The organism is Pseudomonas sp. PS01297, from assembly GCF_029959305.1.
Taxonomy (GTDB): domain Bacteria; phylum Pseudomonadota; class Gammaproteobacteria; order Pseudomonadales; family Pseudomonadaceae; genus Aquipseudomonas; species Aquipseudomonas helleri.
Genome location: NZ_JASCPQ010000042.1, coordinates 19147 through 45134 on the forward strand (window position 1 = coordinate 19147; position 25988 = coordinate 45134).

Below are 25988 nucleotides of genomic sequence, written 5' to 3' on the forward strand. Positions count from 1 at the left end.
AGCTGTAAAAGGTTCTCCATACCATGGTCAGAGGAAATCTCAACGATCTGCTTTCATTCGTGACAGTGGCGCGCGAAGGCAGCTTCACCCGTGCCGCCGGGGTGCTGGGCGTTACCCAGTCGGCACTGAGCCAAGCCATCAGTGGTTTGGAAGCACGTCTGCAAATCAGGTTACTGACGCGCACTACCCGCAGCGTCTCGCCGACTGTCGCGGGCGAACGACTGCTGCAAGCGATCGGTAATCGCTTCGATGAAATCGAGGCAGAGCTGGATAACCTCACGCAAATGCGCGACAAGCCTGCGGGCACCGTCCGTATCACCTGCGGCGATCATGTTCTGCGCACCACGCTGCTACCCAAGCTCACTGCGCTGCTCCACGAATATCCGGATATCAACGTTGAGTTCGACGTGAGTTACGGATTCAGGGACATTGTGGCGGATCGTTTTGATGCAGGCGTGCGCCTGGGTGACACCATCGACAAAGACATGATTGCAGTCCCGATAGGCCCGCCATTGCGGATGGCTGCTGTCGCCGTGCCAGGGTACTTTGCCAGCCGTGGCATTCCCGAAAAACCGCGTGACCTGATGAACCATAGCTGTATCAACCAGCGCATGCCGACATCTGGCGGGCTCTATGTGTGGGACTTTGAGCAGCGAGGCAAGCAAGTAAACGTTCGTGTAGACGGCCAGCTCATTTTCAACACGTCGAACCATATCGTGGAGGCGGCCTTGGCCGGGCTTGGCATTGCGTACCTGCCAGAAGAGGAGTTTGAGCCGCACCTGCGCGAAGGGAAGCTGGAGCGGGTGCTGGAAGATTGGTGCCCACCGTTCTCTGGCTACTATTTGTATTACCCCAGCCGTAGACAGCCATCACCCGCCTTTACGCTGGTTGCCAATGCATTGCGCATAACTGGATAGAGGGGACGGACTTCTGGTGGTCCACATCTGGCTGATTGCCGCCCCTCATCCCCCTCACACCACCGCCGCCTCAACCATCCTGGAACGCCACACCGAACCCAAGACCATCAACAACCCCAAACCCGCCATCGCTGCCCCGGCCAAGGAAATCGCCGGATAACCCCAACCCGCGTTGATCACCGCTCCGCCCAGCGCTGCGCCAATCGCGTTGCCAAAGTTGAAGGCGCCAATGTTCACCGCAGAGGCAAGGTTGGGCGCGTCCTTGGCTGCTTCCATGACGCGCATCTGTAGCGGCGGCACCAGGGCGAAGCTGGCGATGCCCCATATCAGGATGGTCAGTGCAGCCGGCACCTCCCAGCGCATCAGCAGGGTGAACGCCAGCAAGACGAGAATCAGCACGCTTAGCGACACGATCAAAGTGCGATCTATTGAGCGGTCGGCGGCCTTGCCGCCCCACATATTGCCCAGCGTCAACCCCACACCAAACAGTACCAGCATGGCGGTGATGTAGGCGGTGGAACCCTGGGTCTCGCTGCTGAGGATCGGCGCGATGTAAGTGAAGACGGTAAACATTGCGCTCGATCCGACGACGGTCAGGGCCAGCGCGCTCAGCACCGGACCGCGCCCCAGTACTCGAATTTCGGCCATGACACCGGCGCTTTGCGGCGCCTTCAGGTTAGGCAGGGCGAACCACAGCGCGGCCATGGTCAACAAGCCGAGACCCGTGATGCCCCAGAACGCGGTGCGCCAACCGAACAGCTCACCAAACCAGGTGGCCAGCGGCACACCGCCGATGGTCGCCAGGGTCAGGCCCATGAACATCGCCGCAACCGCCCCGGCACGTTTTTCCGGGGCGACCACGCTGGCGGCGACGATGGAGCCAACGCCAAAAAATGCACCATGGTTGAGTGAGGTCACCACCCTGGCGATCATGAGGCTGTAGTAATCGGTGGCCAGGGCTGACATCAGATTGCCCAGGGTGAAAATCGCCATGAGCCCGATCAGCAGATAGCGCCGAGGAATTTTGCCGGTGGTCAGGGTCATCAACGGTGCGCCGAGCAATACGCCCAGCGCATACGCACTGACCAGCAAACCGGCGGCGGGAATGGAAACGCCTAGGTCCGCAGCGATACCCGGCAACATGCCCATGGGGGCGAATTCTGTTACGCCGATGCCAAAGGCACCGATGGCGAGCGCTACTAGGGGTGGATTGATACGCATGAAAGGCTCCTTATCTATGCCGCTAATGCTACGATCCCGTCTTTTCAAGCGGTAGATAGCATTTTTGGCAATCACCTTTGCGCGGGAGGCACAAGTGGACTTCAACGGCAGGTCAGGTGAAATGAGCGTGTTCACCACCGTGGCGCAGGAAGGCAGCCTCTCGGCCGCCGCGCGAGCACTGGGCCTGACACCCTCGGCAGTCAGTCGGATCATCGCGCGTACTGAGCAACGCCTTGGCACCCGTCTGCTGCTGCGCACCACTCGAGCGATCACCTTTACGGCCGAGGGCGAAGCGTTCCTGCGCGGCGCCCGGCGTATCCTGGCCGACATGGACGAAGTCGAAGAAGCCATCGCCGACCAGGGCGTACCCAGGGGTCGATTGCGGGTCAGTGCCGCCCTTGGCCATGGGCGGCTGGCCATCGTTCCCTTGGTTGCCGCATTCAGCGCCCGTTACCCCAACATCGTCGTCGACCTCACCTTGGGCGACGAAGTGGTCGACATTCTCGGCGGGCAGGCCGACGTCGCGATCCGTTTTGGCCATCTGCCCGACAGCCCGCTGACCGCGCGCAGGATCGGCGACACCGGCCAGGTCGTGGTGGCATCGCCCGAGTACCTGCAGCGCCACGGCATCCCCCAGGCACCGGAAGACCTGTTGCAGCACAACTGCTTGCGCTTCAACTTCCGGCGTGCTGAACCCAACTGGCCGTTCATCCGCGATGGAGAAGAGTTCTCCCTAAAGGTCAGCGGCAACATCGAATGCAGCAGTGGTGAAGCGCTGGCACAACTCGCGCGCGTCGGTGCCGGCATTGCACGTATCGGTGAGTTCAGCGTGAGCGAGGACCTGCAGCGCGGCGACCTGATTGCGCTGCTGGAAGCATGGAACCCCGGGGACCGCGAACCGATTCATGCGGTGTTCGTCGGCGGGGCGGCCATGCCGGCGCGGGTGCGATTGTTCGTGGACTTCTTGCTGGAACATCACCGGATATAAGCGCAGGCGTAGGCTGATATTTTCGGGGGCTTGTGATGTTGAAGTAACCCCAACATTTTTGCGTGCTCTATCAAAAGATGGATGGGGCGTCCGCACGTCTTAAATGGCTGTCGTGAAAGTCCGCTTCTGGCCGTTAGCTACCTGTAACGAAAGGCAGCTAACGGCCAAAAGCGGACACTAGCGTCTGCACAGGCCTCAGACCTTAAGGGCCGTCGCGCCTGCAGCGAATTGTTAGCCACTGCTAGACCAACCACAAAGGGCGTGAAACTCAATATATGTTTGCGTAGATTCCTTGATTGCCTGACCTAGAGGCATGAGTAAGCGGTCAAGTTCAGACTTGCTTGCTCCACCGCTAGCCGAAACTAGGTCATTAACGTATTTGACGAAAATTGAGTAGCAATCAATTGCACTCTTCCCTGAGCCAGACTGCTTCCACTTTTTTTTCGTATCGAAAAGTAGCGACTTACACTTCTGCCTTTCGTCGGCAGTTAATTTTCCGAATATAGCCCAAAGCGACCTGACTGAGTGCTGGTCATAAATCGGATTATTCTTATCTTTCAGATGCATTGCAAAGGCATAGAACACCACGTCGGTCTTGGTTGGCGCTGGGTGCTCTGCGGCATAGTTCTCACAGAACTTCTTATATGCCTTCCATTTCCCTAGCTTCCACAAAAGAGCCTCTGCAAGGTGTTGTGGAGAATCCGAACTATTGTTCGAGAAATTTTCCGTGCCTACGAGCGGAGGGAAACGATCATCGTCGTATTGATACCCAAGTTTAGCTAGTTCTTTCGTTGCTTCCTCAATTGCGGCCTTGTCCAAGCCACCCACAGAAATCTTATTCTGAAGGCTGGCAATTATTTTTCTCAGAGGGCTTTCCTTGGTCATCGGCGAAGTCTCGAGTGCAGTGGCTAACGTTTCGTTAAAGGCCGACTTTAGCCGGTACCGAGGCACCCTATCAAATCACGGTGGCTGAACGCTACTCATGCCAATGACGTCGGATTGGTGACACTCCTGAGGCCAGCACCACCATTTTCTTGGCTCACAACCCCCCTCACGTAAGCGTTGAGATGGGAGAGTGGGAAGACTTTGAATTGTGGGGTATTGTCCTGCACAACACGACCTTGTGGCCTCGTTGATTTGGTGCCTTATGACTAGCAGAAAAGAAGCGCTTTCCCGTTTGACTAAGCAGGTGCTGGAGACTCGAAGTGAGGTACGCGCAGGGCTTGAAGTTGTAGAGGGAGAATTGCGTGAGGGCTTGAATGGCTTAAGTCTTTACGCAACTGGTAAGCGAGTTACTTTCGGTCAGATCGATGAGGATGACTGGGAGTACGGTATGTTGAATTTTGATGGAACAAACTTAAGAGTGCTGACTTCTTCAATAATAGAGGACGCCCAAAACTATGGAACCCCATACCAAGGAATGATGACATCCCGTCATATCAGCGAGATCAAGGATGACGAAAAAATAATAAAGCTGGCTTCTCCAGAATCAATTAACTCAATATGGAGTGCTGTTGAGGAAAAGGCCAACGAAATGCTTGGAGAAGCAAAAAGCTCAGCAAAGCTTTTGTCTGAATTTTCCGACGTGCAAAGTGAAAGCATCCATGAAAAACTTGTTGAATTAATGGATGGTGATTATTTTGAAAAGCAATGGATTAAAGCTCGTCTAACGATTGATTCTGACGCGAGTGATTCTCTTACACGCACAAATCAATTCCTTGAGTCAGTTTGTCGCCATTATCTTGAAAAAAGAAAGATTACTATCGGTAAAACAAAGACTATCACTGAGTTGATAAATGCTGTGGTTAGCGATTTACCAGCACTGAAAGTTCCTAATGGTGAAGACCACACAGCAGATGTTCGTGCTTTCTTCGGTGGCGTTAAGGGGATTTCCCAAAGCACAGGTGCATTAAGAACGCATTTGGGAACTGCTCATGGAGGTGACAAGACTGCGAATGCTGATGAGGCTCGTCTTTCAAATAATCTTGCAGGTGCAGTGGCAATTTACGTTTTAGAAAAACTGAAAAAACACTTGATTGTAGAATAATATGAATAATTATGGATTTGCAGAGTTGTCTGCTCAATCAGCAAAGGTCAAAAATGACAACCTGCAACTACTGTAAGGATTAAGAGTTTTCAAGCAAAAAAATTTGGATTTAGTAGGTGGTCTTGGGGTTAGCGGAAACAGTGAAACCGTCGCGCTTGAAAAAATCCTTGATTTAGAAGGATATACACCGCATCTAACTGATCTCGCTAAACTCGCAAACCACCTTGATGGAGTCGTATTTGTCTACGTCATGAAGCAAACGGCCATCGTACAGGCTAGATGACATGACCGTTTTCCGTCTGTGGACTGTGACTATTTTTACGCTGAAGGGGATCAACTTTGAACCGACCGCACACCCAGATTGAACGTCCAGTATTGGCCGGAAGCAGCCTTTTGTGACAGGCTGCTATTGGCCAAAACGAACGTACGTAACGCATGGCTTGGTTGCTCCCTAGACATACTTGTGACACGTTGAGGTGAAGCTAATACCTCAAGGAATATCATGGATATTCGATCGACAGAAACAGAAGACTGGAAGCTATTGAGGCAAGTCCGACTTGCCGCGCTTTTGGACACGCCGACGGCATTTGGTGTCAGTTATCACACTGCCGCTGCTTACACTGACGAACAGTGGCAAGTGAGAGCATCATCCACTGGCACAGCCTTTTGGCTGGCATTCGAGCAAGACAGGCCTGTGGGAATGATTGGTGCCGCAGTCAGTAGCGCGCAGCGCTTTAACTTGATCGGGATGTGGGTTGAACCTGCTGCACGGGGCTCTGGCGTGGCAACTCAACTGGTAGAGACCGTGAAAGCTCGCGCTACCTCGCAGGGATTTGATCGCGTTTTTCTTGATGTTTCACCCGACAATGCCAGAGCGTCGAACTTCTATCTCAAGCAGGGCTTTACCTTCATGGATGAATGGGAGCCGTTAGAAAGCCATCCGCATATTACGGTGCAGACGATGCTTTGGATCAGAAGCTGATCCACGCGTTTTCTTTTAGCCGGATGCATTCGGGTGGTTTAAAGCCCTTGAGGACAGGTAGACATCGGCCAAAAACGGTCCCCACCAGCAACCACTTCTGCCCCATTCAAGACTTTCGTTGCCTAGATGAAACATCGGTATTCGCCGGTGAATCTAAGCGTCAGATTCTTTTTTTGCTAACTTGATGGCTGTAGTCATATGCGGTACAGCGTAGGCCTTGTACCAATGATTCATGCCCGCAATAGCTTTTTGGGCTGGTGCTGTATCCGCTGCTCCGACCAATTCCGTGCAAGCCTGCGCCATTGAGACAAGAGTACGTGCTGCTTCGGGAACGTAAGGAAGGTTATTTCCTGCCTCATGACGCTCACGAATAATCTGGTATCGAATGTTTTCCGGGAGCGTCCAAGCACTGATTAAAAAGTCCTGAACGGAGTAATCAACGCCTTTGATTTCTAAGGTCGCGGAGCGATGTTCTTCATTAAACCCTGCCGTTTCGATCTGCTCACAGCTATCGATGACAGTACTCTTCATTTCTCGAATTGTTGCCAATCAGTTTTCATTTGAATTCCTTTTCAATGTTCTCTTCCAGCAGGATAAATTAAGCGTCTTTCTGTGGCCAGATGAAAGGCAGCTTCTGCTCGAATGCCGCCTTTCGTGACAGGTTCCTATCGGCCAATAGTCGCGATTTATCAAGGAGAGCTTTTTCGCCAAATCGACTATTGTAGTCTGCAGACTATATTCTTGTTAGTTTATTAAGTTGCATAGGTAAAATTCTACTCCCTCATCCCCCCTTGCATCGATTTCCTTCGAACAGAAGGACTACTAGTGTTAGTACCTTTGCCCGCTCATCAAAAGCCCGAGACAACCTTGACATACTCAAAAGTTTAAAGTTTATTTCACTATCATTCGGCCCACTTTGAAAACCTTCTCTTGTAACGGCCAATATCAAAATTTAAACTTGTCGAGCTTTCGCTTGCTTTTATAACTTCTTTAACAACTTTCTTTAGTTGATCCCTGTAGGCCTGATCTTTCGTTTCTTTGAATTTTTTCTCATATGCTGCAGATAGGTAGTTCCGTGTTATGAACCATCCTTTGCTATCTGAAAGAGCAATCGTCTTTTTTGCCTGCTCAAGAAATCTAATCGCACGCCCATGTTGATTAAGTTGCTGACAAAGAAATACTCCAAACAGCATAAACAATGATGCATGAGCTACTGTCCCTATTAAATAACGATAATCGTACTCAACTGACTCGATTGCTTGTTCATATGCATGCTCAATTTCAGATAAAATTTTTCTGTCACCTGGATAAAAAACTCTTTCCCCTTGCTTTAGCAAACGAGCGCGTTGGACAGGCACATATGGATGGCTTGTGATAAAGGAATGGTCGTTGAGCTCTTTTACGTATTTATCAAAAGCTATTTTGTCTCTATTGCTCACGCACTTTATAGCTTCGCCATATAAAGAAAATAGTTCTGCAATGACAATTTTATCAATGTAATTTCTAGGCTGCCATTCGTTTACGTTTTTATGAAGATCGGAGTTGTTTTCCAAGGTAGAGTCAAGTTCTGCAAGCTTTGCCTTCATTCTCTCCTTATGATTCTTGATCTTATCCTTGATTTTACTCAGTTCAAACCGATCAGGCAGAAGCTTAATAAACACAAACCTCTTTGCAAACTCATTAAGCTCGTAGTATTCTCCAGATTTTGTAAGTATTAATCTTTCAAGTAGATAGTTACATAAGTTCTCCGCATCTGAAATATCAACCTTAGAAAGTTTGCTAATTGAATACAACTCAATCCTCTCATCATATAAAGAAATGATTTGCATAACGTCATTTACCGGACGCCCACTTTCCTTAAGGTATTTCAACGCGGTATCAAAAGTGTTTTTATACATAAAACTTGCAATCATTTCAGAGTTTTTTGATCGTAAACTCTCAAGTGAACATGTAATTTCATCGAAGGTTGATACCCCACGATCTAATATATTAAGAACCTGGACAATAATTAGCGCATTACCTTTAGATACTTTAAGTATTGTGTTAATACTAGGCCGATTAAGTGCGACGTTAAATCCTTCAGACTCAATAATCTGTTCTAAAAACTTCACTCCAATTTCGTTGTTTTTAAACTCCTCAACATGTATTTTTTCTTCGCACGCCTCTTCATTTCTTGATGTGACGATAAAGTGAACGCTTCTAGGAAGAGACCTGATAAACTCAATTATTTTTGACTTTTCTTCCGGCTCTATATTCTCTATATTATCTATTACGATAATGCCGCGGCCTGAAAAGCTGGATATATCAGTTACATTATTTAACTTTAATGACGCACAGATAAGTTTCTTTAGCTCTAGCAGGTTTGAAAATTCTGGTTTCGCAGAGTCGATGTAAAGCTCGCCGGTGGTTTGGTTCTCTCGAAGATATTCATCTTTACTCGAGTAAAACAACAAATATTCTAACTCTGGGTATTTTCCGTCAGCTTTATCTCTCAGTAATCTATATAAGAATTCAGTAGTTATCGCCGTTTTCCCCACCCCCCCGTACCCATACAAAACTACAGAGCCAGCGAGCCGCTGACGAACCTCGTCCCCCAGAAGACAGTTGTAAAGAGCCTGTATTTCAAAATCACGGCATAACAAACTTTTATGTGTGGAAGCTGCTGCGTTAAGATTATGGAACTTAACATTACCGGTCAGGTGCATTTGCTTGTACTGTACTACATCACTAGATATTTTCTCTTTTGTGTAGTACCAGAAATATTTATCATCAAGTGATGCAGTAACGTTTTCTATAAAATAGATAACTTTATTCGCATCCAGAAACGTAGTTGGTTTAGATGCTGGATGCGATAAGTTATTTCTTACTTTATGGTAAAGAGTGCAGCAATAATGAAATTCCTCCACAGAGCTAAAGTTTTTCAGGATGCTTGTGTCGGAAAAATGCGCATTGAAGAATATCAGCAACAAATCAATCAGATCCGAAACATACGGCACATCGTTGTCAAACTTGCGATGCATGAGCGAAGCTTTAGATCGCGATATCAAATTATATATATTTTTAGAATCGGCAGAGAATTTTACAAGTTTTGCTGAGAATCTTTTCGAGTAAATTAACTTGTCTGAAATAGAAGTCGATTTTAGTGCTGACTTAAAGGTGCTCTCATCCTTATATGCATCGGAAATCACATCCGATATATAGCTTCTCAAGGCTACTTCGCTACTCTTGACCGCTCGATCCAACTCCAAAGACTGCTCAACCGATATGTACATTCTGACCATTCCTTAGTTTTCGGTTCTTAGAATACGTGAATAAATAACCATACATGGCACTATGCTACTATTACTTTCACGTTATGAAAAGGTCAGCGCACCTTAATCTCGGTTGCTCTGAAGGCGTTATGGTCCCATCCGCTTGGGCTGGTGAGTTCCTAAGGTAAGCTTTTGTCGGAAAGGGCTTAGGTGGAGGGGCTGCTTCTGGCCGAAAGCGGCCCTTCTCGACAGGCAGCTAACGGCCACCGCCAAACGGCCACAGATTATCGAGTGGGTGCCGCCTAGATGGACGCCACCTCACCCCCCCAACCCCTGTTGCCCGGCTGAATTATTCAACCGCTCCAACTCAAGCTGTTTCGCAGCACTAGCTTCGAGGTTTGCCCGCTCTTCATCCAGATACCGATAAATACTTTGGAGGTTGGCGATTTTCAGTTGGACTTCTGCCATCTTTTTTTCAATGAGCTTGGCGCCGTCAGCACAATCGATCAGCTTATTGCGCTGCGCATCCAGAATCTCGCCTATTTCCCCCAGGGAAAATCCCATGCTTTGCGCGCGCTTGATAAAGTCCAGGTCGTGCAGCGTTTGCGTTGTGTAATCGCGGTAGTTGTTGGTCCGCCGCTGCGGTGAGATCAGGCCGATTTGCTCGTAGTAACGTAGCGTATGGCGGCTGGCACCGCTGCGGGCTTCGAGTTCGCCGATTTTCATGAAAACACCGCTTGACCCTAGAGTTGGGTCGACAGTTTACGCTCGGCTCCTTACCTCAAACAAGGAACTGGGAAATGGGCGTGGAGTGCTTTGTCACGGGGGGGACCGGTTTTATCGGTCAGCATTTAGTGGCGTATCTGAGTGCACAAGGCCACACCATTCGGGTGTTGATGCGTCGCCCGGAGCGACTGGCTGAACTGCGCGAGCAAATCGACACGTTGGGCGGGTGTGCAAGCCGGGTATTTGCCGTAGCGGGTGATCTGCAACGGGATACTCTCGGGCTGAGTCTTGCTGATCGCGAAGTGCTAAGGCACGCCAGCGTCGTGTTCCATCTGGGCGCCCACTTCGCGTGGGGGCTTTCAATCGAGCACTCTCGTGCGGTGAACGTAGAAGGGGCAAAGCGCGTTGCGCTTCTGGCGGCTGAGCAAAAAAGCCGGTTAGTGATGATCGGCGGCTACATGCTGCAAAACCATGAACATCTGCAACGCATCGGTATTGATCCACGTTATCCGCAGCGCACGAATTGGCCTGCCGTCTACCGGCAAGTCGGTGGTTACGAGGCGAGCAAGCTGGAAGCGCATTTTGCGACCTTAGATGTCATGGCCGCCAAGGGAGGGGAGATGACGGTTGTCCACCCCGCGACGGTCTGTGGTCACAGCCGCACGGGGCATATCGTTGACGGTCAGCCGCTAGTGGAGCTGATACGCAACCTTGTGCAGGGAAAACTGACGGCAGTGCCGGGGACCGCCAGGCACTGGCTGCCACTGGTCACCGTGGATTACCTGGTTGAGCTGGTGGCGGCGTGTGCTTTTGATCCTGCCATGGCGGGTCAGGAACTACTCGCGCTTGATGACCAAACGCCTGATTTGCGGGAACTCTTGAAGCAGTTGGCACACCCTTTGGGCATAAAGTCTCCCAACTACTTTATTTCACTGCGATTACTGAAATTACTGCTGCGTATTCCTCCCGTCGCGCGGAGGTTGAATACCCAGCCCGAAGCCTTGGACTTTATTCAGACCACGCGTTTCGATACAACAGCGGTCGAGCAATTTGCCAACAGGCATGGAATAGCCAAGCCAGAGATACGTCAGTCTTTGCAGCACACTGCAACGTTCGTCAATTCACATTGCCTGGCCAGGGGCCAAGCCCGCTGACGTGTCCTCAAACAGTGTGCCGTCGATGCCGGGCGGCATGTTTAAGCGCTGCCGATTTATCAATACATCAAGGCTTGTAAAGTAACGCTTCAACGACAACCCCGAACGCCGATGAATGTTCACGGCGATTGGGGTAGTAGAGATGGTAACCGGCGAAGGGTTGGCACCAGTCTTCCAGTACCCGCACAAGGCTACCGTCGGCAAGTTCCTTCGCCACCATGTCCTCCGGCAGAAAGCCCAAACCACACCCCGCCACGGCCGCCCGCAGGATCGGCACGCTGCTGTTGAACGTCCATTGCCCTTCGACACGGGCCTTCAGTTCGTGACCATCCTTTTCAAAATCCCATTGCATCAGGCTGCCATGGGTGGGCAGGCGCAGGTTGATGCAATTTTGTCCCGCCAGATCACCGGGCACCTTCGGTATTGGCCGCTGTTTGAAGTACTCGGGTGAGCCCACGACGGCGATGCGCAAGGATGGCCCGACCGGCACTGCGATCATGTCTTTGGCCACCTGATCTCCCAAGCGAACACCGGCGTCATAGCGTTGCGCGACGATGTCGCAGAGGGCGTAGTCGACGGTAATTTCGACATGGATGTCCGGATAGTTGGGCAGCACCTTTGAAAGCTTGGGCCACAGAATATTGTTGGCGGCATGTTCGGACGCTTGAATCCGCACAGTGCCCGCCGGGGTGTCACGAAACTCGCTGACCGCGGCCAGTTCGAGTTCGATTTCATCGAACCGCGGCGCCATCGACTGATACAGCCGCTGACCCGCTTCGGTCGGTGAAACACTGCGCGTGGTGCGCGTCAGCAAGCGCACGCCCAATCGGCTTTCCAGTGCGCGCATGGTGTGGCTCAGCGCCGACTGCGAGACGCCAAGCTGGGCGGCTGCGCGGGTGAAACTGCCTTCGCGGGTGATGATCACGAAGGCTTGCAGGTCGTTAAGGTTGGCGCGGGACATTGATGAGAACCTCTCATGAGGGGCGCGGGATTCATCCATAAAAGCAGGTCGCACACCGATGCGCGACCCCCAAGAGAGTTGATTACAAGGTGCGGGCGTAAAATGCGCTCAGTTTGCCAATCGCGGCATCGACATAACGCGGCACCCAATAGGTTTCGATGTGCGTCGCGCCGTCGAGCATAAACAGTTCTTTGTCGGTGGTGCCGGTGGCTTTGGAGAAGGCGTCCTGCGTCATGTACAGGCTGTCGGCTTTGCTGCCGGCGATCATCAGCAACGGCTGGTTGATCAGCTCGATATGGTCAGTGGCGTCGAAACGCATCAAGTCGATCAGGCTGCTGGTGGTGTATTTGAAGGTCGAGTTCGGGTGCGCGTGGGTCTTCCAGTAGTACTCATAACCTTGGCGATACAGCTCGAAGGGCAGTTTGGCAATTTGCTCTTCGGTGAGGTTGGCATCGCCCGAATACAGCACTTCGCCGCCAGCCGCTTCTTGCGCGCGGGCAGCTGACGCTTGTTGCAGGCGTTGCTGGATGCTGTCCATTTGCGAGTCGTTGTAGCCGTTGCGGCGCACCCGGCCCGAGTTGAACATGCTCACCGTTGCCAGCGATTTGAAGCGTTTGTCGGTTTGCGCCGCCGCCAACGAATAACCACCGCCGCCACAGATCCCGAGCAGCCCCAGACGCTCGCCATCAACGCCGGCAAACTGGCTGATAAAGTCGGCCATGCCATGAATGTCTTCGATACGGTACGCCGGTTTATCGATGCTGCGCGGCTGACCACCGCTGGCGCCCTGATACGCCGCATCGGCAGTGATGGTGATGTAGCCCTGTTCGGCCAGGCGTTGGGCATACAAACCGGCAACTTGTTCCTTCACGCCGCCATTGGGGTGTGCAACGACCACGGCCGGGTAAGTCTTCTTGGCGTCATAGCCAGCCGGGGTGTAGACGTTGGCGGCGATGTCCAGACCATTGAGCTTGTAGCTGACCGGATGGATGTTGACCTTGCCCGCTTCGTTGGTGCTGATCGCGCCATCATAGGCGAGGGTGAACGGGTTCTTTTGGTAGTCGGCGGCCAAGGCTTCACCCGCCGAGAGGCCGACCAGTGCCGACATGAACGTGGCTTTAAGCATGTTTTTCATGTGAAGCTCCTGAGCAATTAAAAGGTTGGCAGTTGCGAAAGGGTTTGGGTCAGCGCTGCGTGGGCTCGCTCGGCCGTCTGTGGATCGCCATGCTTTTTCAACAACTCGGTGACTTGGCGCAACTGTGCCGCGCCAAGCCCGACGCGCAGGCTCGCCGCCATGTGGGAGCGTAATTGCGGCTCGACCCCTGGCGTTGCCGCCAGCGCCCCGACCGTTGCCAGCTCGCGGCTTTGCCAGTCGAGGTTGTCGCGCTCGAAAATGTCGCCGAACAGGTGGGTTTGCAGGAACCGGTTGATCACCGGGGCGAACTCGAACACGGGGCCCTTGACCGGTGCGCCCGAGATCCTGGTTTGATTGGCGGTACCGGCAGCCAGCAGCTCATCCCCGACGGGAATCGCCCGGCCCGGTTCACGCCCCGGCGCATCTTCAATGCCCCGTTGCTTTCGTGCCTGCACCACCGTCATCAACTCGTTCAAGGCGTTGAGGCTGCGCGGAAAGCCGACATAAGCGTAGAGCTGCACCAGAATTTCGCGGATTTCGCTGATGCTCAAACCGGCATCGAGTCCCTGGTTGAGTGCCGTGTTGAGGCCCGGCATGTCGCTGCTCGCCATGAATGCGGCGATCAGTGGAATCGTTTGTTGTGGCATCGACAGGGTCGTTGCGCTGGTTGGTGGGCTGGTCATGTTCTGGGATGCCTCGGCTGCTTGAGTGGTCATGCTGAACATCGCCCCGATGCCCAGACAAAGCGCCATGAATGCGGGGAGGGCTGGGCAGTTGCGTGCATCAGTGGTCATCGTGAAAGGCTCCGTCCATTACGGGTCACTGCGGTGTCACTGGATCGTACGGAGTATGAAAGGGGTGATTAACCCCGAAATTGCGCAAGGACTCCTGAGCAGAACTCATGAGTCGCCAGTGCCATGGCCGCTGCAATCACGGCGCGCCACCGCGGGTGTTGGGGATGGACGCCGGGTGACGGTTTGCGCAGAAAGTGCCAACGAGCCGCTTCGACACATTTCGTAACTTCAATGGCCGGCGTATTGCGCCTCCGAGACCTGCTCTGCCCAGGTGACGGTCTTGCCGTCCTCGGCTTCTGCAATGGCGATGTGGGTCATGCCGTTGCTGGGTGTAGCGCCATGCCAGTGGCGGGTGTGCGGTGGAATCCAGACAGTGTCGCCCGGTCGGATTTCCTGTCGCGGGCCACCCTCTTGCTGCACGTAGCCGACGCCTGCGATGACGATCAGCGTTTGCCCCAGCGGATGGGTGTGCCACGCCGTGCGTGCGCCGGGCTCGAAGGTCACTGTGGCGCCGCCGATGCGCGCCGGCGCATCGCCTTTGAACAGGCCATCAACGCGTACGGTGCCCGTAAAGTTTTGCGCCGCGCCCTTGACCGAGGGCTGCGAACCGTTTGGGGTAATGCGGATTTCGCTGGCGGCTTGGGTTTCTGCCGTCATCAGTGACAACGCAACGAGGGGGGCGATCAATCGATTCATCGGATCAACTCCGGTCACATAGTGAAAGCAGCGCCCAATGCAGCGCCGCGTCGGGCAGGCTCAGAGTCCGGTCATCTTCAGTGCCGATTCCGGCAGGCGATCGCCGTGCACGTGAATCTGCGCCATTTGCTCGTTGATCTCGCGCAGATCGTCACCGGTCAATTGCAGGTCGACTGCGCCCAGGTTCTCTTCCAGCCGATGGGGTTTGGTCGTGCCAGGGATCGGCACAATCCATGGTTTTTGAGCGAGCAACCAGGCCAGCGCCACTTGCGCCGGTGTGGCGTGTTTGCGCTGCGCGACGGCTTTCACCACATCGACCAACGCCAGGTTGGCCTTGCGCGCTTGCGGTGAAAAACGCGGCACAAAATTGCGGAAATCGCTGGCGTCGAACTGCGTGTGCTCATCAATCTGACCGGTGAGAAAACCCGCGCCCAGCGGGCTGAACGGCACGAACCCGATACCCAGCTCTTCGAGCACTGCCAGCAGTTCCACTTCCGGGCCGCGCCAGAACAGTGAATATTCGCTCTGCACTGCCGTAACCGGTTGCACAGCGTGCGCCCGGCGAATGGTGTGCACGCCCGCTTCAGACAGGCCGAAATGCTTGACCTTGCCCTCGGCGATCAGATCTTTGATGGTGCCGGCGACGTCTTCGATGGGCACCTGCGGGTCAACGCGATGCTGATAGAACAGGTCGATGTGATCGGTGCGTAAACGCTTCAACGACGCCTCGGCCACGGCGCGGATATGTTCCGGGCGGCTGTTGGTACCACTGCCTCGCACGCCAGTGCTCAGGTCGATATCGAAGCCAAACTTGGTGGCGATGACCACCTGTTCGCGGATCGGCTGCAAGGCCTCACCCAGCAGTTCTTCATTGGCGAACGGGCCATACGCTTCAGCAGTGTCGAACAAAGTGATGCCTTGTTCGTGAGCCGAACGAATCAGCTTGATCATGCTGGCTTTGTCGGCAGCCGGGCCATAGGCCGAGGTCATGCTCATGCAACCAAGGCCCAGTGCGGACACTTCCAGGCCATTGCCCAACGTGCGGATTTTCATGGTGTCACTCCGTACAGAACTCAGTTAACGCGCGAGAGGGTGATCGTTCAGCCAGCCGTTCACGCGGGTATTACCCGAGCGCGAGAAATACGCGACCAGAATCCGTGAGCCTGAACGCGGTGTTGCACTGGCATCTTGCGTGTCGGCAAGCGACAGCAGCGGGGCGCTGGCCAGTGCGGCGATTACCGTACGCCGCAGCGGATCGTGATCGGTGCTCATCGACCGACACGCGCCTTAAGGGCCTCTGGATAACGCTCGCCTTCAATGCGGATCTGCGCCAATGCGCTATCAATGGCATTCAGTTCGCTGGCATCAAGCGTGATGTCTGCGCCGCCGAGGTTTTCTTCCAGGCGCGACAGTTTGGTCGTGCCCGGAATCGGCACAATCCACGGCGCCTGCGCAAGCAGCCAGGCCAGCGCGATTTGTGCCGGAGTCGCTTGTTTTTGCGCAGCAATCTGACGGATCAGCACCACCAGGCCCTGATTGGCTTGCAGCGCCGACGGGCTGAAACGCGGGACGATGCTGCGAAAATCGTCGCTGCTGTACGTGGTCTGTGCCGACACCGTGCCGGTCAGAAAACCTCTGCCCAATGGGCTGAACGGTACGAAGCCGATGCCCAACTCCCACAGCGTCGGCAGAATCTCTTTTTCAGGCTCGCGCCACCACAACGAGTATTCGCTCTGCAAGGCGGTGACCGGCTGTACCGCGTGCGCCCGGCGAATGGTCTGCGCCCCGGCTTCCGACAGGCCGAAGTGCTTGACCTTGCCTTCAGCAATCAAGTCCTTCACCGCCCCGGCGACGTCCTCGATCGGCACGTCCGGGTCGACGCGGTGCTGGTAAAGCAGATCGATGTAATCGGTCTTTAGTCGACGCAGCGACCCCTCAACCGCGACCCGAATGTGCTCGGGGCGGCTGTTGAGAATCTGCTGTTTATTGTCGTCGCCGAAGGTGAAGCCGAACTTGGTGGCGATGACCACTTGATCGCGCACCGGTGCCAAGGCTTCGCCTACCACTTGCTCGTTCAGATAAGGGCCGTAAACCTCGGCGGTATCGAAGAACGTGACGCCTCGCTCAACCGCCGAACGAATCAGCGCAACGGCTTGTTGTGTGTCAGTCGCCGGGCCGTAGCCATGGCTCAAGCCCATGCAACCCAAGCCCAGGGCTGACACTTCGAGTGAACTTGTTCCGAGTGAGCGCTTGTGCATGTGGATCTCCCATTTGGCGATGGGAGAACAGTAGGTGACCTAGCGAGTGGGGACTAGACGGTTAAATCGGCAAGGGTTTATGAGCATTTCTCATTAATTTCAGAAAAGGGAGAGGGCGAGTGCGCCTTCATGGGCGCCCGATCGGGTTAAAGATGCAGGCCCGGACTTTTTCCTGCGCCGTGCCCTGGCGCTTGGACCTTGACCCGCATACCGATCAACAGTGCTGCCAACAGCATCAGAATGCCGGCGGCGACAAAAACACCATCGATGCCGCTGAAACTGAACATGGCGCCCCCGGCAGCGGCACCCGCAGCGATCGCCGACTGAACCGATGCCACCACCATGCCTCCCGCGCTTTCAGCCTGATCTGGCACCGCTCGGGCTACCCAGTTTGACCACGCCACGGGTACACCGCCAAAAGCCATGCCCCAAAGTGCCAATAACACCACCTGACCCGGCACAGAAGCAGGCAGCCCTACCAAGGCTAAAGCTGTAACGCCGACCAGCGCAGGCATCAGCACCATCGTCCCGCGCGGGCTTTTTTCAAGCAGCCAGCCTGCCAACAGCGTGCCGACGAAGTTAGCCGCGCCGAACCCCAGCAGCATCAGCGCCAATCCTTCAGCCCCCACGCCGGATGTGCTTTCCAGAAACGGCCGGATGTAAGTGAACAACGCGAAGTGCCCTGTATGCACCAGCACGCAAGCCAACATACCCACGGCAATGCCCGGACGCAGCAGCACTTCAAGTACCGTTCTTAAGCGCGCAGGCCTGCGCGGAGCCAGAGGTGGCAGGGTGAAAAGCTGGAAAACCAGCGTGACTACCCCTACGGCGGCGGCCGCCACAAAAGCGCTGCGCCAGCCATACAGCCCGCCCAAATAACTGCCGAGCGGCACCGCGACCACCGTACCCACTGCAATACCGCTGAAAATAATCGACAGGGCTCGCGGCAGCAGCGTCGGCGGTACCAGGCGCATCGCCACGGCCGCCGCCATGCTCCAGAAGCCGCCCAGTGCGATACCCAGCAAAATCCGCATGACCAGCAGCACTATCAGGCTGGAAGAGAAAGCCACCAACAAGTTGGAGGCAATCATCAGCACGGAAAAGCCCAGCAATACCACTCGCCGGTCGATCCCTCGCGTCAAGCCGGGCAGCAGTAACCCTGAGAACAGCGCCGCGACTGCCGTCACGGTCACCGCCTGCCCGGCCAAGGCTTCCGACACCCCCAGTTCAGCGGCCATCGGCGTCAGCAAGCTGGCCGGAAGGTACTCCGCGGTCAACAATCCAAACACGCCCATCGCCAGCGAAAATACCGCCATCCATGCCGGTGTCGTGGGCTCTAAATCAGCTTCGTTGCCAACGCGCGCATCAGTTACAACGTCACACACCCCATTACTCATCACGCAATACCTCTGGAAGTTATCTCAACCAGAAGTCTATGGATGCAGGTGAGGATGTTCTATGATGCAAAATCTTTAGTTTTTGACCGAAACCCCGACATGACATCCCAGGATCAGTTCGTCTTATCGTCCGACCTCATCAACGAACTGTTGCGCGGCATGCGCCTGCGGGGCGTCAAGTACCATCGCATCCAGGCCGGTCCCTCTTTCGGGCTGGGTTTTGCTGCCAAACCAGGGCACGCCTACTTCCACTTCCTCGCCGTGGGTACCGCCGCCCTGCGTACGGAGGACGGCACTGTGTACGAGTTGTCGGCCGGCAACGCGGTGTTCATCGCCCAGGGTGAAGCCCATCAACTGTTCTCAAGCCAGGATGCACCCGCCCAAGACATCAGCAGCTTCGACGCGGTCCCTCTTGGCGACGCGATCTGTGCCGTGGATGCTTCCCCCGGTGCCGATGTCAGCCCCAGTAGCATTATCTTCAGTGCCTGCATGGAGTTCGAACTCACAAGTTTGCATGGCCTTGGCGGATTGATGCCAGATCTGATGCTGATTGATGCCAGGGGGCAGCGTTACCCTGGGCTTATGCCGATTCTTGCTTCCATGGAGCGCGAAGTCCGCTCTGCGCGCATCGGCTTCGCAGGCATATTCGCTCGCCTCGCTGACGTAGTGGCGGCGATGATCGTTCGTGGCTGGGTTGAGTGCGCCTGCGGCAACGCCTCAGGGTTGGTGGCCGCATTGCGCGACCCCAAGCTGGCCAGTGCGCTACTGGCCTTGCACCGGGAGCCCGCGCGCGACTGGACCGTCGCGCAACTGGCAGCGCACTGTAATACCTCTCGCTCGGTCTTCGCGGAACGCTTCCAGGCGACTATTGGCATCCCCCCGCTGCGCTATGCAACGGAGCTGCGGATGCGTCTCGCCAGTCAATGGCTAAGTCTTGAGCGCCTGCCCATTGAGGCCGTGGCGCAGCGTCTGGGCTACACCTCTCAAGCGGCCTTCAGTCGTGCCTTTAAGCGCATCACCGGCCAGCCACCCGGCGCCAGTCGGCGAATAGCTCGTCCTGTTGCAACCTGAAGTACGACGATATCGATCTGGTCATCCCCCGATGTGCGCCGCCGATTTTGCCGCGGGCCAAGCAGGAGCATGACTTCTTCAATCGCCTACCTGACATCTATGCCGGGATAGCGCTCGGGCGGTGGCTGGTAGTTGGGATCTTCGAACTGGCTGTTGGTATAGAAGCTCTTGGCTGTGGGGCCGTCGTACTTGTAGGTCACGTCCTTGTTGGGGACTAAATGCCAGCCTGTGCTGTCTTTATCTCGCTCGATCAGGGTGGGGTAAAGCGTGCAGGTCCCACCGTCGCCTGAGGTAAGGAGGAACTGATAGTAGCGCCCGGCTTCTGGAGTGAAGGTCGTTGTGACAAAACAAGTCCGGGTACGCGTACCCTCCCACGACATGTAGACACTCGTTTCGAGGCCCGGCCGAAGCGTTGACTCATAGTAGTCCCAGGTCAGATTTTGCCCCGCTTTGGGCATGCCGATGTCCTGGGTATGGATAAATGGGAGAGGCCCGGTACGGACCACGCCCCCCGTCTTCACACCGTTTGCCGATTGATAAATGGCCGCATGCTGGGTGAAGTTGACGACCCGGATCCATGCCGGATTCGGCTCATTGGCCGGAGCGACGAAGTAATCCGTGTGGGGTAGATACTGGCAACCTGCGAACATTGGCAACAGCAGTAAGCAGAGTGTTGAGCGTGTCGACATGGGGCCCTTCCTCTCCATAAGTGTTGCTGTGACCGCGTCTACAGAGGTTTATTCGGCATCAGGCCTGTTTTCGTGTGCAGATACCCTCCGACGGCCTGTTCAGCACGCTCTGCCATCCCCGCAAAAAACTGTGATCACACCCCCTCCAACCACCTACACCCAACGCCCCAATCCGCCTATAATCCTCGCCCATGAATCTATCCAAACTCGTGTCGCCCATGATCCGCCAGACTCTCAGTGCGGACGTTTATTCCCAGCTTCGTGATCTGCTGATCAGTGGCCGTGTCATGCCCGGCGAGAAGCTGTCGCTCAGGTCCATTGCCGATGCGCTGGGCGTGAGTGTGATGCCGGTGCGTGAGGCGGTGCATCGCCTGGTCGCTGAGCAGGCGCTGGAGATGGCGGCCAATCGGTATATCCGGGTGCCGGTGCTGACGGTCAGCCAGTTTCGCGAGATCACCAGTATTCGCCTGAACCTGGAAGGGCAGGCGGCTGCTCGTGCGGCGCAGTTGGTGAGTGCTGAGGCATTGCAGGAGATTCAAGGGATTCACGATGCGTTTTGCCAAGAGTTTGCGCAGAACCCGCCCGATGAGTCGCGGCTTATTGCCCTGAACAAGGCGCTGCACTTCGCCATTTATGGCCAGGCGGACATGCCGATTTTGCTGCAGATCGTTGAGTCGCTGTGGCTCCGGATCGGGCCAATCCTCAATTACGATTTGCGTTCTGGCACCGAGCGGGTGATTCAGCGGGTGCAGGCCAGTCACCATGCGGCGTTGGTGCAGGCCCTGAAGGCGCGCGATCCGGTGGCGGCGTGTGCGGCGTTGCAAGGCGACATCAAGAGTGCCGCCGAATTTATTGTGAACACCGGTGCGCTGGTGGTGGCGGATGCGATCAAGCCTGTCGACGCGGATTAACCCGGCGGCAGATGCAAAAAACGAGGCGGACTGAACAGTCCGCTTCGTTTTTTTATGGGCGCTTACCTCTGTGCGGCGCACGGGCCAGGGACAGAGTGTTCATTTGATCCTCGAGTTTTCAGTCAGGCACGGTGCGACGTGGGGCAATACGATGTTGTCCCGTGTTTTTGTAGAGGCAGATTCCTGGGCTTGGCGCAGGCGGGTGCTCAGGAAGGCGGCGAGGGTTAGCAGCGCGGCCACAATAATGAGCCCGTTTTTGGTGCTGCCAGTGGTTTGCTCGACAAACCCCAGCAAGGACGGCCCGAAAAAGCCGCCAGTAATGCCGCAGGTATTGACCAGCGCCAGCCCGGCCGCCATGCCCGCTCCGGCGAGCCTCGAACTGGCGAAGAGGAACACCACCGGCTGCACGACAAAGAACATCGAGGCGGTGAGGGTAAAGCCGATCAGTGCAATCATCGGCGGGGTGTAGGCGGCCAGGGTCAGGCCAGCCGACATCAGGATCAAACCGCCAAACATGATCTTGCGCGACAGCTTGGGTGTGGTGGCGTATTTAGGCAAAAAGGCGGCGCCCAGCGCGGCTGCTACCCAGGGGATGGAGTTGAGCAGGCCGATTTCAACCGAGGTCAGCCCGCCGTAAGTGCCGATGATGCCCGGCAAAAAGAAGATGACCGAATACACACTGATCTGGTGCAGAAAGTACACCGCAATGGCCAGCCACAACTGGGGGATTTTGAACACGCCCTTAAAGGAGTGGCCCACATTGCCCGAGGCGATTTCTTCATCGTTTTCTTTTTTCAGGGCCTGCTCGACTTCGTCGGCTTGCTCCTTGGTCAGCCAACGGGCCTTGGAGGGTTTGTCCGGGAGTTTTTTCCAGATCACCACCGAGAACAGCACCGCCGGGATGCCCTCCAGAAAGAACAGCCACTGCCAGCCATGCCAGCCCATGATGCCGTCCATTTCCAGCAAGAGCCCGCCAATAGGGCCGCTGATGATGTTGGCCAGGCACACGCCGATCAAAAAGTAACCGCTGGCCCGCGCCCTTTGTTCCTTGCCGAACCAATAGGTGAGGTACAGCATCACGCCCGGAAACAGCCCCGCTTCCGCAGCGCCCAACAGGGCACGGGCGATGTAAAAAGTCGTCTCGTCGGTGATAAAAGCCATGCCCGCCGACAAGATGCCCCAGGTGATCATGATCCGGGTGATCCACAGCCGCGCGCCCACGCGGTGCATGATCAAGTTGCTGGGCACTTCCATCAGGGCATAAGTGAGGAAGAACAGCCCGGCGCCAAAACCGTAGGCCGCCGCGGAGATCCCCAAATCGACGGCCATGTGGGTTTTGGCCAGCGAAATATTGGTCCTGTCCAAAAAGCTGATGACGTAAGCAAAAATCAACATCGGCATTAACTTGCGAAACATTAAAGCGTTCAGCGACTGTCCCTTTTCTGTTTTTGTATGGGTCGTTGCGAACATGGCTCAAGTCTCCTCATGAGGATAGGGTTCCAGGGCGCTGTGGGTGTTCAGCGCCCGTCGGTGCCGGCAATATCCTCTCTATTGTTTTTAGTCAGGTGAGTGCCGGTGCTTAGAAGTTGACGTTATCGCCACCTTTGAGCTTGAGGATTTCTCTCGCGTCGTCAGGGGTCGCCACTTCCAGTGAGAGACCTTCCAGAATGGTGCGCATGCGCGACACTTGCTCCGCGTTGCTTTTGGCCAACTGGCCTGGCCCGTCCCACAGCGAATCTTCCAGGCCCACGCGCACGTGCCCGCCCAGGGTGGCCGACTGCGCACCAATGCTCATTTGCTGCTTGCCGGCCGGCAGCACCGACCATTGGTAGTCGTCGCCAAACAGCCGGTCGGCGGTGCGGCGCATGTGCAGAACGTCTTCGGGGTGAGCACCGATACCACCCAGAATGCCGAACACTGACTGGATCAAAAACGGTGGCTTGATCAGCCCGCGATCAATGAAATGCGCCGCCGTGTACAGATGCCCGATGTCATAGCACTCGATCTCAAAGCGCGTGCCGTTCTCGCTGCACGACTCCAGGATGTGGGCAATGTCGGTGAAGGTGTTTTTGAAAATACGGTCATGGCTGCCCGCCAGATAGGGTTCCTCCCAGGCGTGTTTGAATTCCTTGAAGCGATTGAGCATGGGGTACAGACCCATGTTCATCGTGCCCATGTTCAGCGACGCCACTTCGGGCTTGAACTGGCGCGCCGGGCGCAGCCGGTCCTCAAGCGACATGGTCGGCGCACCGCCGGTGGTCAGGTTGATCACTACATCGCTGGCTTCTTTGATGGCCGGCAAAAATTGTTTGAACAATTCCGGGTCTTGCGAAGGGCTGCCGTCTACCGGGTTGCGGGCGTGCAGGTGGACGATTGCCGCGCCAGCCTCGGCTGCACTAATGGCAGCTTCGGCAATCTGCCCCGGTGTCACCGGCAGGTAAGGGGACATGGACGGGGTGTGAATGGCGCCGGTCACAGCGCAGGTAATGATGACTTTACGAGCCATGGGGATCTCCTGGGTGTCTTGGTTTTGTTGTTCAGGATCAAGCCGCGATCAAGCGTCCGGGGCGTGACGCTTGTGCGCGGCCAGGGCCATCAGGCGTCTGTCGCGCCAGGCTGAGCGCTGGTTGATGTCTTCAAGCTCAAGGGTGCGGCGGCGCTCTTCGTCCACTCGGGCAACCGCTTCGTCCGACCAACTGAATGTCTGTTGCGACGCTGCGGTGTGCCGGTACTGCTGGCCGTAGCGCCGGGCGTAATCCTGCACGCCCGCCGGGGCGTTGAGGTCGATGGTTTCGAAGGGGCCCATAAACGACCAGCGCAGGGCCAGTCCTTCTTTAAGCACGCGGTCAATGTCTGCCGCGCTGGCCAGGCCGTCTTCATGCAAGTTGAAGCACTCGTTGAGCACTGCGGCCTGAACCCGGTTGAGCAAAAAGCCGTAGATCTCACGTGACAACGTCACGGGGCTTTGCCCGGCTGCGCTGTACAGCGCGTGGGCGCGGAGCATCACATCCGCCGAGGTCCAGGGCGCCGGGCACAGTTCTACCAGCGGGATGAGGTAGGGCGGGTTGGTCGGGTGCGCCACCAGGCAGCGGGCCCGCCCCGGCAGGTCTTTAGTGAACTCCGACGCCGGTAGCCATGAGGTCGAACTGGCCAGAAGCGCGTCCTTGGGGGCCAGCGCGTCCAGTTGGCTGAAAATCTCGATTTTGGCCTCGACGGTTTCCCGCACGTTTTCCTGCACGAGCACCACGTCACGCAGCGCTTCTGCCAAGTCCGCAACGCAGGTAATGCGCGCCAGCACGGTGCCGGGGGCTTCATCAATCAGTTCAAATTCTGCGAGTTCACCGAGCCGCGCTTCGATGTACGCATGGCTGCTGTGCAGGGTGTGCAGGTCCATATCGTGCAGGCGCACGGGGTGGCCCGCCCGCGCAAACACGATGGCCCAGGCTCTGCCAATCAATCCGGCGCCGACAATGGCGACGGGGCCACGCTCAGGTGGGGAGGTACGTTGCATGCTGTTCTCCACATTTTTGTATTTATGGTCAGGAGTTGCGCTTTTAGCTGGCGCATCCACACCGCGTATCTCGTCGATGCCGGTGTGGTTTGAAACGGATGGTATTAGTTGTGATCACAGATCACAAGGCTATTTTGGTGATTGTCAGACAATTGGCCGCAGGGGCATAAAACAGGTTTCAAAGACCCTTAAACACGGCTCGCCAGCGGGTTGCTGGCAAGCCGTGCAAGGCGGGCTCAGAGGTACTCGACGTTGCCGTCGATGCTGATGGCTTGGCCAGTGATGTTCTGCGCAGCGGGCGAGCAGAGGAACAGCGCCATGGCGGCCACATCGTCCGGGGGCGTCATGCGCCCTAGGGAGATTTTGTTCAATGTTTGCTTCAGCATCTCGGGTTCGGAGATGCCTAATTGCTTGGCGCGGTCGCGGATAACCCGATCCTGGCGCGGGCCTTCAATGATGCCGGGCAGCAGCGCATTGACCCGGATATCCCGGTCGCCCAACTCCGCCGCCAACGATTTCATCAGCCCGATAATGGCCCACTTGGTCGCCGCATACGGTGTGCGCCAGGCATACCCCAGGCGCCCGGCCACCGACGAAATATGAATGATGTGTGCATGCGCCGACTCAGCCAGCAGCGGCACCGCATGATGCGCGAAACGGTACTGGGCATTGAGGTTGATATTGATCGACTGCTCCCACTCGTCCTCGGTGATTTTTTCAATGCCGGTGGTGGGCCCGGCGATGCCGGCGTTGTTGATCAGCACATCGAGGCCGTTGACCCACTCGCGCTGAAGTTCAAACACCCGCTTGACCTCGGCCGGGTTTGACACGTCGGCTAGGGTGGCGAGCGCTTGCGGGTAGCGCTCGCGGAAGGCCAACACCGCCTGCTCGCTGACATCACACACATGCACCTTGGCCCCGGTCTCCAGATAGGCCGCAGCAATCACCTCACCAATACCGGCCGCGCCCCCGGAAATCAGCACCTTCAACCCGGAATAAGGCGTGAGTCGTTTCACAATGCTCATAGCGTTTTACCTGTCTTATTGTTGTGTGGGCGTTCTGCTGAAAAATGCGAATACAGTGATATGTGATCACAGTTTATTTGTCAATGCAGAATCTGCCCACCACCCCGCCATTGCCCCGGCCTTGGTCAGTCCCCGATACTAAGGCCCTGCTGTTCACTTAAGAGCAACACTGCTCAAGAGTGGGAGCGGGCTTGCTCGCGATGGTCTTCAGAACGCCTCATTTACTCGGTAAATACGCGTCATCGTTAACGACC

General features: G+C 55.7%; 24 protein-coding genes and 1 pseudogene. 7 read left to right on the plus strand and 18 right to left on the minus strand.

What is annotated here, in order from left to right:
- Positions 1–23: 23 nt before the first annotated feature.
- Positions 24–917 carry a LysR family transcriptional regulator gene (locus QMX84_RS14190; RefSeq protein ID WP_282364067.1) on the plus strand — a complete coding sequence of 298 codons (894 nt, stop codon included), beginning with the start codon at positions 24–26 and terminating at the stop codon, positions 915–917.
- 54 nt (positions 918–971) lie between these two features.
- On the opposite strand, the gene QMX84_RS14195 is transcribed toward QMX84_RS14190, so the two are convergent.
- Positions 972–2138, minus strand: coding sequence for an MFS transporter (locus tag QMX84_RS14195; protein ID WP_282364068.1), 1167 nt, complete (start codon positions 2136–2138; stop codon positions 972–974).
- Between the two features lie 94 nt (positions 2139–2232).
- Here QMX84_RS14195 and QMX84_RS14200 point away from each other — a divergent pair, with 94 nt between their 5' ends.
- Positions 2233–3126, plus strand: coding sequence for a LysR family transcriptional regulator (locus QMX84_RS14200; RefSeq protein ID WP_282364069.1), 894 nt, complete (start codon positions 2233–2235; stop codon positions 3124–3126).
- Between the two features lie 231 nt (positions 3127–3357).
- Here the strand turns inward: QMX84_RS14200 and QMX84_RS14205 are convergent, their stop codons facing one another.
- Positions 3358–4011, minus strand: a complete 654-nt coding sequence (locus tag QMX84_RS14205; protein ID WP_282364070.1) for a hypothetical protein — start codon at positions 4009–4011, stop codon at positions 3358–3360.
- A 262-nt stretch (positions 4012–4273) separates the two neighbouring features.
- On the opposite strand from QMX84_RS14205, the gene QMX84_RS14210 reads away from it, so the two are divergent.
- The gene (locus QMX84_RS14210) at positions 4274–5173 is read left to right on the plus strand and encodes an abortive infection family protein (protein WP_282364071.1); all 900 of its coding nucleotides are present in this window, start codon (positions 4274–4276) and stop codon (positions 5171–5173) included.
- Positions 5174–5675: 502 nt separating this feature from the next.
- Positions 5676–6155: a GNAT family N-acetyltransferase gene (locus QMX84_RS14215; RefSeq protein ID WP_282364072.1), complete on the plus strand. Its 480-nt coding sequence runs from the start codon at positions 5676–5678 to the stop codon at positions 6153–6155.
- Positions 6156–6308: 153 nt separating this feature from the next.
- Here QMX84_RS14215 and QMX84_RS14220 read toward each other — a convergent pair whose 3' ends face one another.
- The 3 genes from QMX84_RS14220 to QMX84_RS14230 form a co-directional block, all read right to left on the minus strand.
- Positions 6309–6704, minus strand: a complete 396-nt coding sequence (locus QMX84_RS14220) for a hypothetical protein (RefSeq protein WP_282364073.1) — start codon at positions 6702–6704, stop codon at positions 6309–6311.
- 353 nt (positions 6705–7057) lie between these two features.
- Positions 7058–9427, minus strand: coding sequence for an ATP-binding protein (locus tag QMX84_RS14225; RefSeq protein ID WP_282364074.1), 2370 nt, complete (start codon positions 9425–9427; stop codon positions 7058–7060).
- Between the two features lie 297 nt (positions 9428–9724).
- Positions 9725–10132 (minus strand): MerR family transcriptional regulator, encoded by a 408-nt coding sequence (locus QMX84_RS14230; protein WP_278938806.1) that lies wholly within the window; start codon positions 10130–10132, stop codon positions 9725–9727.
- 74 nt (positions 10133–10206) lie between these two features.
- On the opposite strand from QMX84_RS14230, the gene QMX84_RS14235 reads away from it, so the two are divergent.
- A complete protein-coding gene (locus tag QMX84_RS14235) occupies positions 10207–11286 on the plus strand; it encodes an SDR family oxidoreductase (RefSeq protein ID WP_282364075.1) in 1080 nt (359 codons plus the stop codon).
- Between the two features lie 67 nt (positions 11287–11353).
- Here QMX84_RS14235 and QMX84_RS14240 read toward each other — a convergent pair whose 3' ends face one another.
- From QMX84_RS14240 to QMX84_RS14275, 8 genes and pseudogenes are all read right to left on the minus strand, one after another.
- A complete protein-coding gene (locus QMX84_RS14240) occupies positions 11354–12247 on the minus strand; it encodes a LysR family transcriptional regulator (RefSeq protein ID WP_282364076.1) in 894 nt (297 codons plus the stop codon).
- Positions 12248–12329: 82 nt separating this feature from the next.
- Entirely contained in the window at positions 12330–13382 is a 1053-nt protein-coding gene (locus QMX84_RS14245; RefSeq protein WP_282364077.1) for an alpha/beta hydrolase, read from the minus strand.
- Between the two features lie 17 nt (positions 13383–13399).
- Positions 13400–14176 carry a carboxymuconolactone decarboxylase family protein gene (locus tag QMX84_RS14250; RefSeq protein WP_282364078.1) on the minus strand — a complete coding sequence of 259 codons (777 nt, stop codon included), beginning with the start codon at positions 14174–14176 and terminating at the stop codon, positions 13400–13402.
- 228 nt (positions 14177–14404) lie between these two features.
- Entirely contained in the window at positions 14405–14872 is a 468-nt protein-coding gene (locus QMX84_RS14255; protein ID WP_048370781.1) for a cupin domain-containing protein, read from the minus strand.
- Positions 14873–14932: 60 nt separating this feature from the next.
- On the minus strand, positions 14933–15925 hold the full coding sequence (locus tag QMX84_RS14260; protein WP_282364079.1) for an aldo/keto reductase: 993 nt from the start codon (positions 15923–15925) through the stop codon (positions 14933–14935).
- Between the two features lie 60 nt (positions 15926–15985).
- Positions 15986–16144 (minus strand): annotated as a pseudogene (locus QMX84_RS14265) (flavodoxin); the annotation flags it as partial.
- The gene (locus QMX84_RS14270; protein ID WP_282364080.1) at positions 16141–17130 is read right to left on the minus strand and encodes an aldo/keto reductase; all 990 of its coding nucleotides are present in this window, start codon (positions 17128–17130) and stop codon (positions 16141–16143) included. The pseudogene QMX84_RS14265 and the gene QMX84_RS14270, both read right to left, overlap by 4 nt.
- A 146-nt stretch (positions 17131–17276) precedes the next feature.
- Entirely contained in the window at positions 17277–18527 is a 1251-nt protein-coding gene (locus tag QMX84_RS14275) for an MFS transporter (RefSeq protein ID WP_282364081.1), read from the minus strand.
- Positions 18528–18626: 99 nt separating this feature from the next.
- Here QMX84_RS14275 and QMX84_RS14280 point away from each other — a divergent pair, with 99 nt between their 5' ends.
- Complete coding sequence (locus tag QMX84_RS14280; RefSeq protein ID WP_282364082.1) at positions 18627–19598, plus strand: AraC family transcriptional regulator; 972 nt, start codon at positions 18627–18629, stop codon at positions 19596–19598.
- Between the two features lie 86 nt (positions 19599–19684).
- Here the strand turns inward: QMX84_RS14280 and QMX84_RS14285 are convergent, their stop codons facing one another.
- Positions 19685–20287, minus strand: a complete 603-nt coding sequence (locus QMX84_RS14285) for a hypothetical protein (protein WP_048391174.1) — start codon at positions 20285–20287, stop codon at positions 19685–19687.
- A gap of 218 nt (positions 20288–20505) precedes the next feature.
- On the opposite strand from QMX84_RS14285, the gene QMX84_RS14290 reads away from it, so the two are divergent.
- On the plus strand, positions 20506–21198 hold the full coding sequence (locus QMX84_RS14290; protein ID WP_282364083.1) for a GntR family transcriptional regulator: 693 nt from the start codon (positions 20506–20508) through the stop codon (positions 21196–21198).
- Positions 21199–21297: 99 nt separating this feature from the next.
- Here QMX84_RS14290 and QMX84_RS14295 read toward each other — a convergent pair whose 3' ends face one another.
- The 4 genes from QMX84_RS14295 to QMX84_RS14310 all read right to left on the minus strand — a co-directional run bounded on the left by QMX84_RS14295 (position 21298) and on the right by QMX84_RS14310 (position 25734).
- Positions 21298–22668 (minus strand): MFS transporter, encoded by a 1371-nt coding sequence (locus QMX84_RS14295; RefSeq protein WP_282364084.1) that lies wholly within the window; start codon positions 22666–22668, stop codon positions 21298–21300.
- Positions 22669–22777: 109 nt separating this feature from the next.
- On the minus strand, positions 22778–23704 hold the full coding sequence (locus tag QMX84_RS14300) for a 3-keto-5-aminohexanoate cleavage protein (RefSeq protein WP_282364085.1): 927 nt from the start codon (positions 23702–23704) through the stop codon (positions 22778–22780).
- A 48-nt stretch (positions 23705–23752) separates the two neighbouring features.
- On the minus strand, positions 23753–24709 hold the full coding sequence (locus QMX84_RS14305) for a 3-hydroxyacyl-CoA dehydrogenase (RefSeq protein ID WP_282364086.1): 957 nt from the start codon (positions 24707–24709) through the stop codon (positions 23753–23755).
- Between the two features lie 236 nt (positions 24710–24945).
- Positions 24946–25734, minus strand: coding sequence for an SDR family oxidoreductase (locus tag QMX84_RS14310; RefSeq protein WP_282364087.1), 789 nt, complete (start codon positions 25732–25734; stop codon positions 24946–24948).
- Positions 25735–25988: the final 254 nt, after the last annotated feature.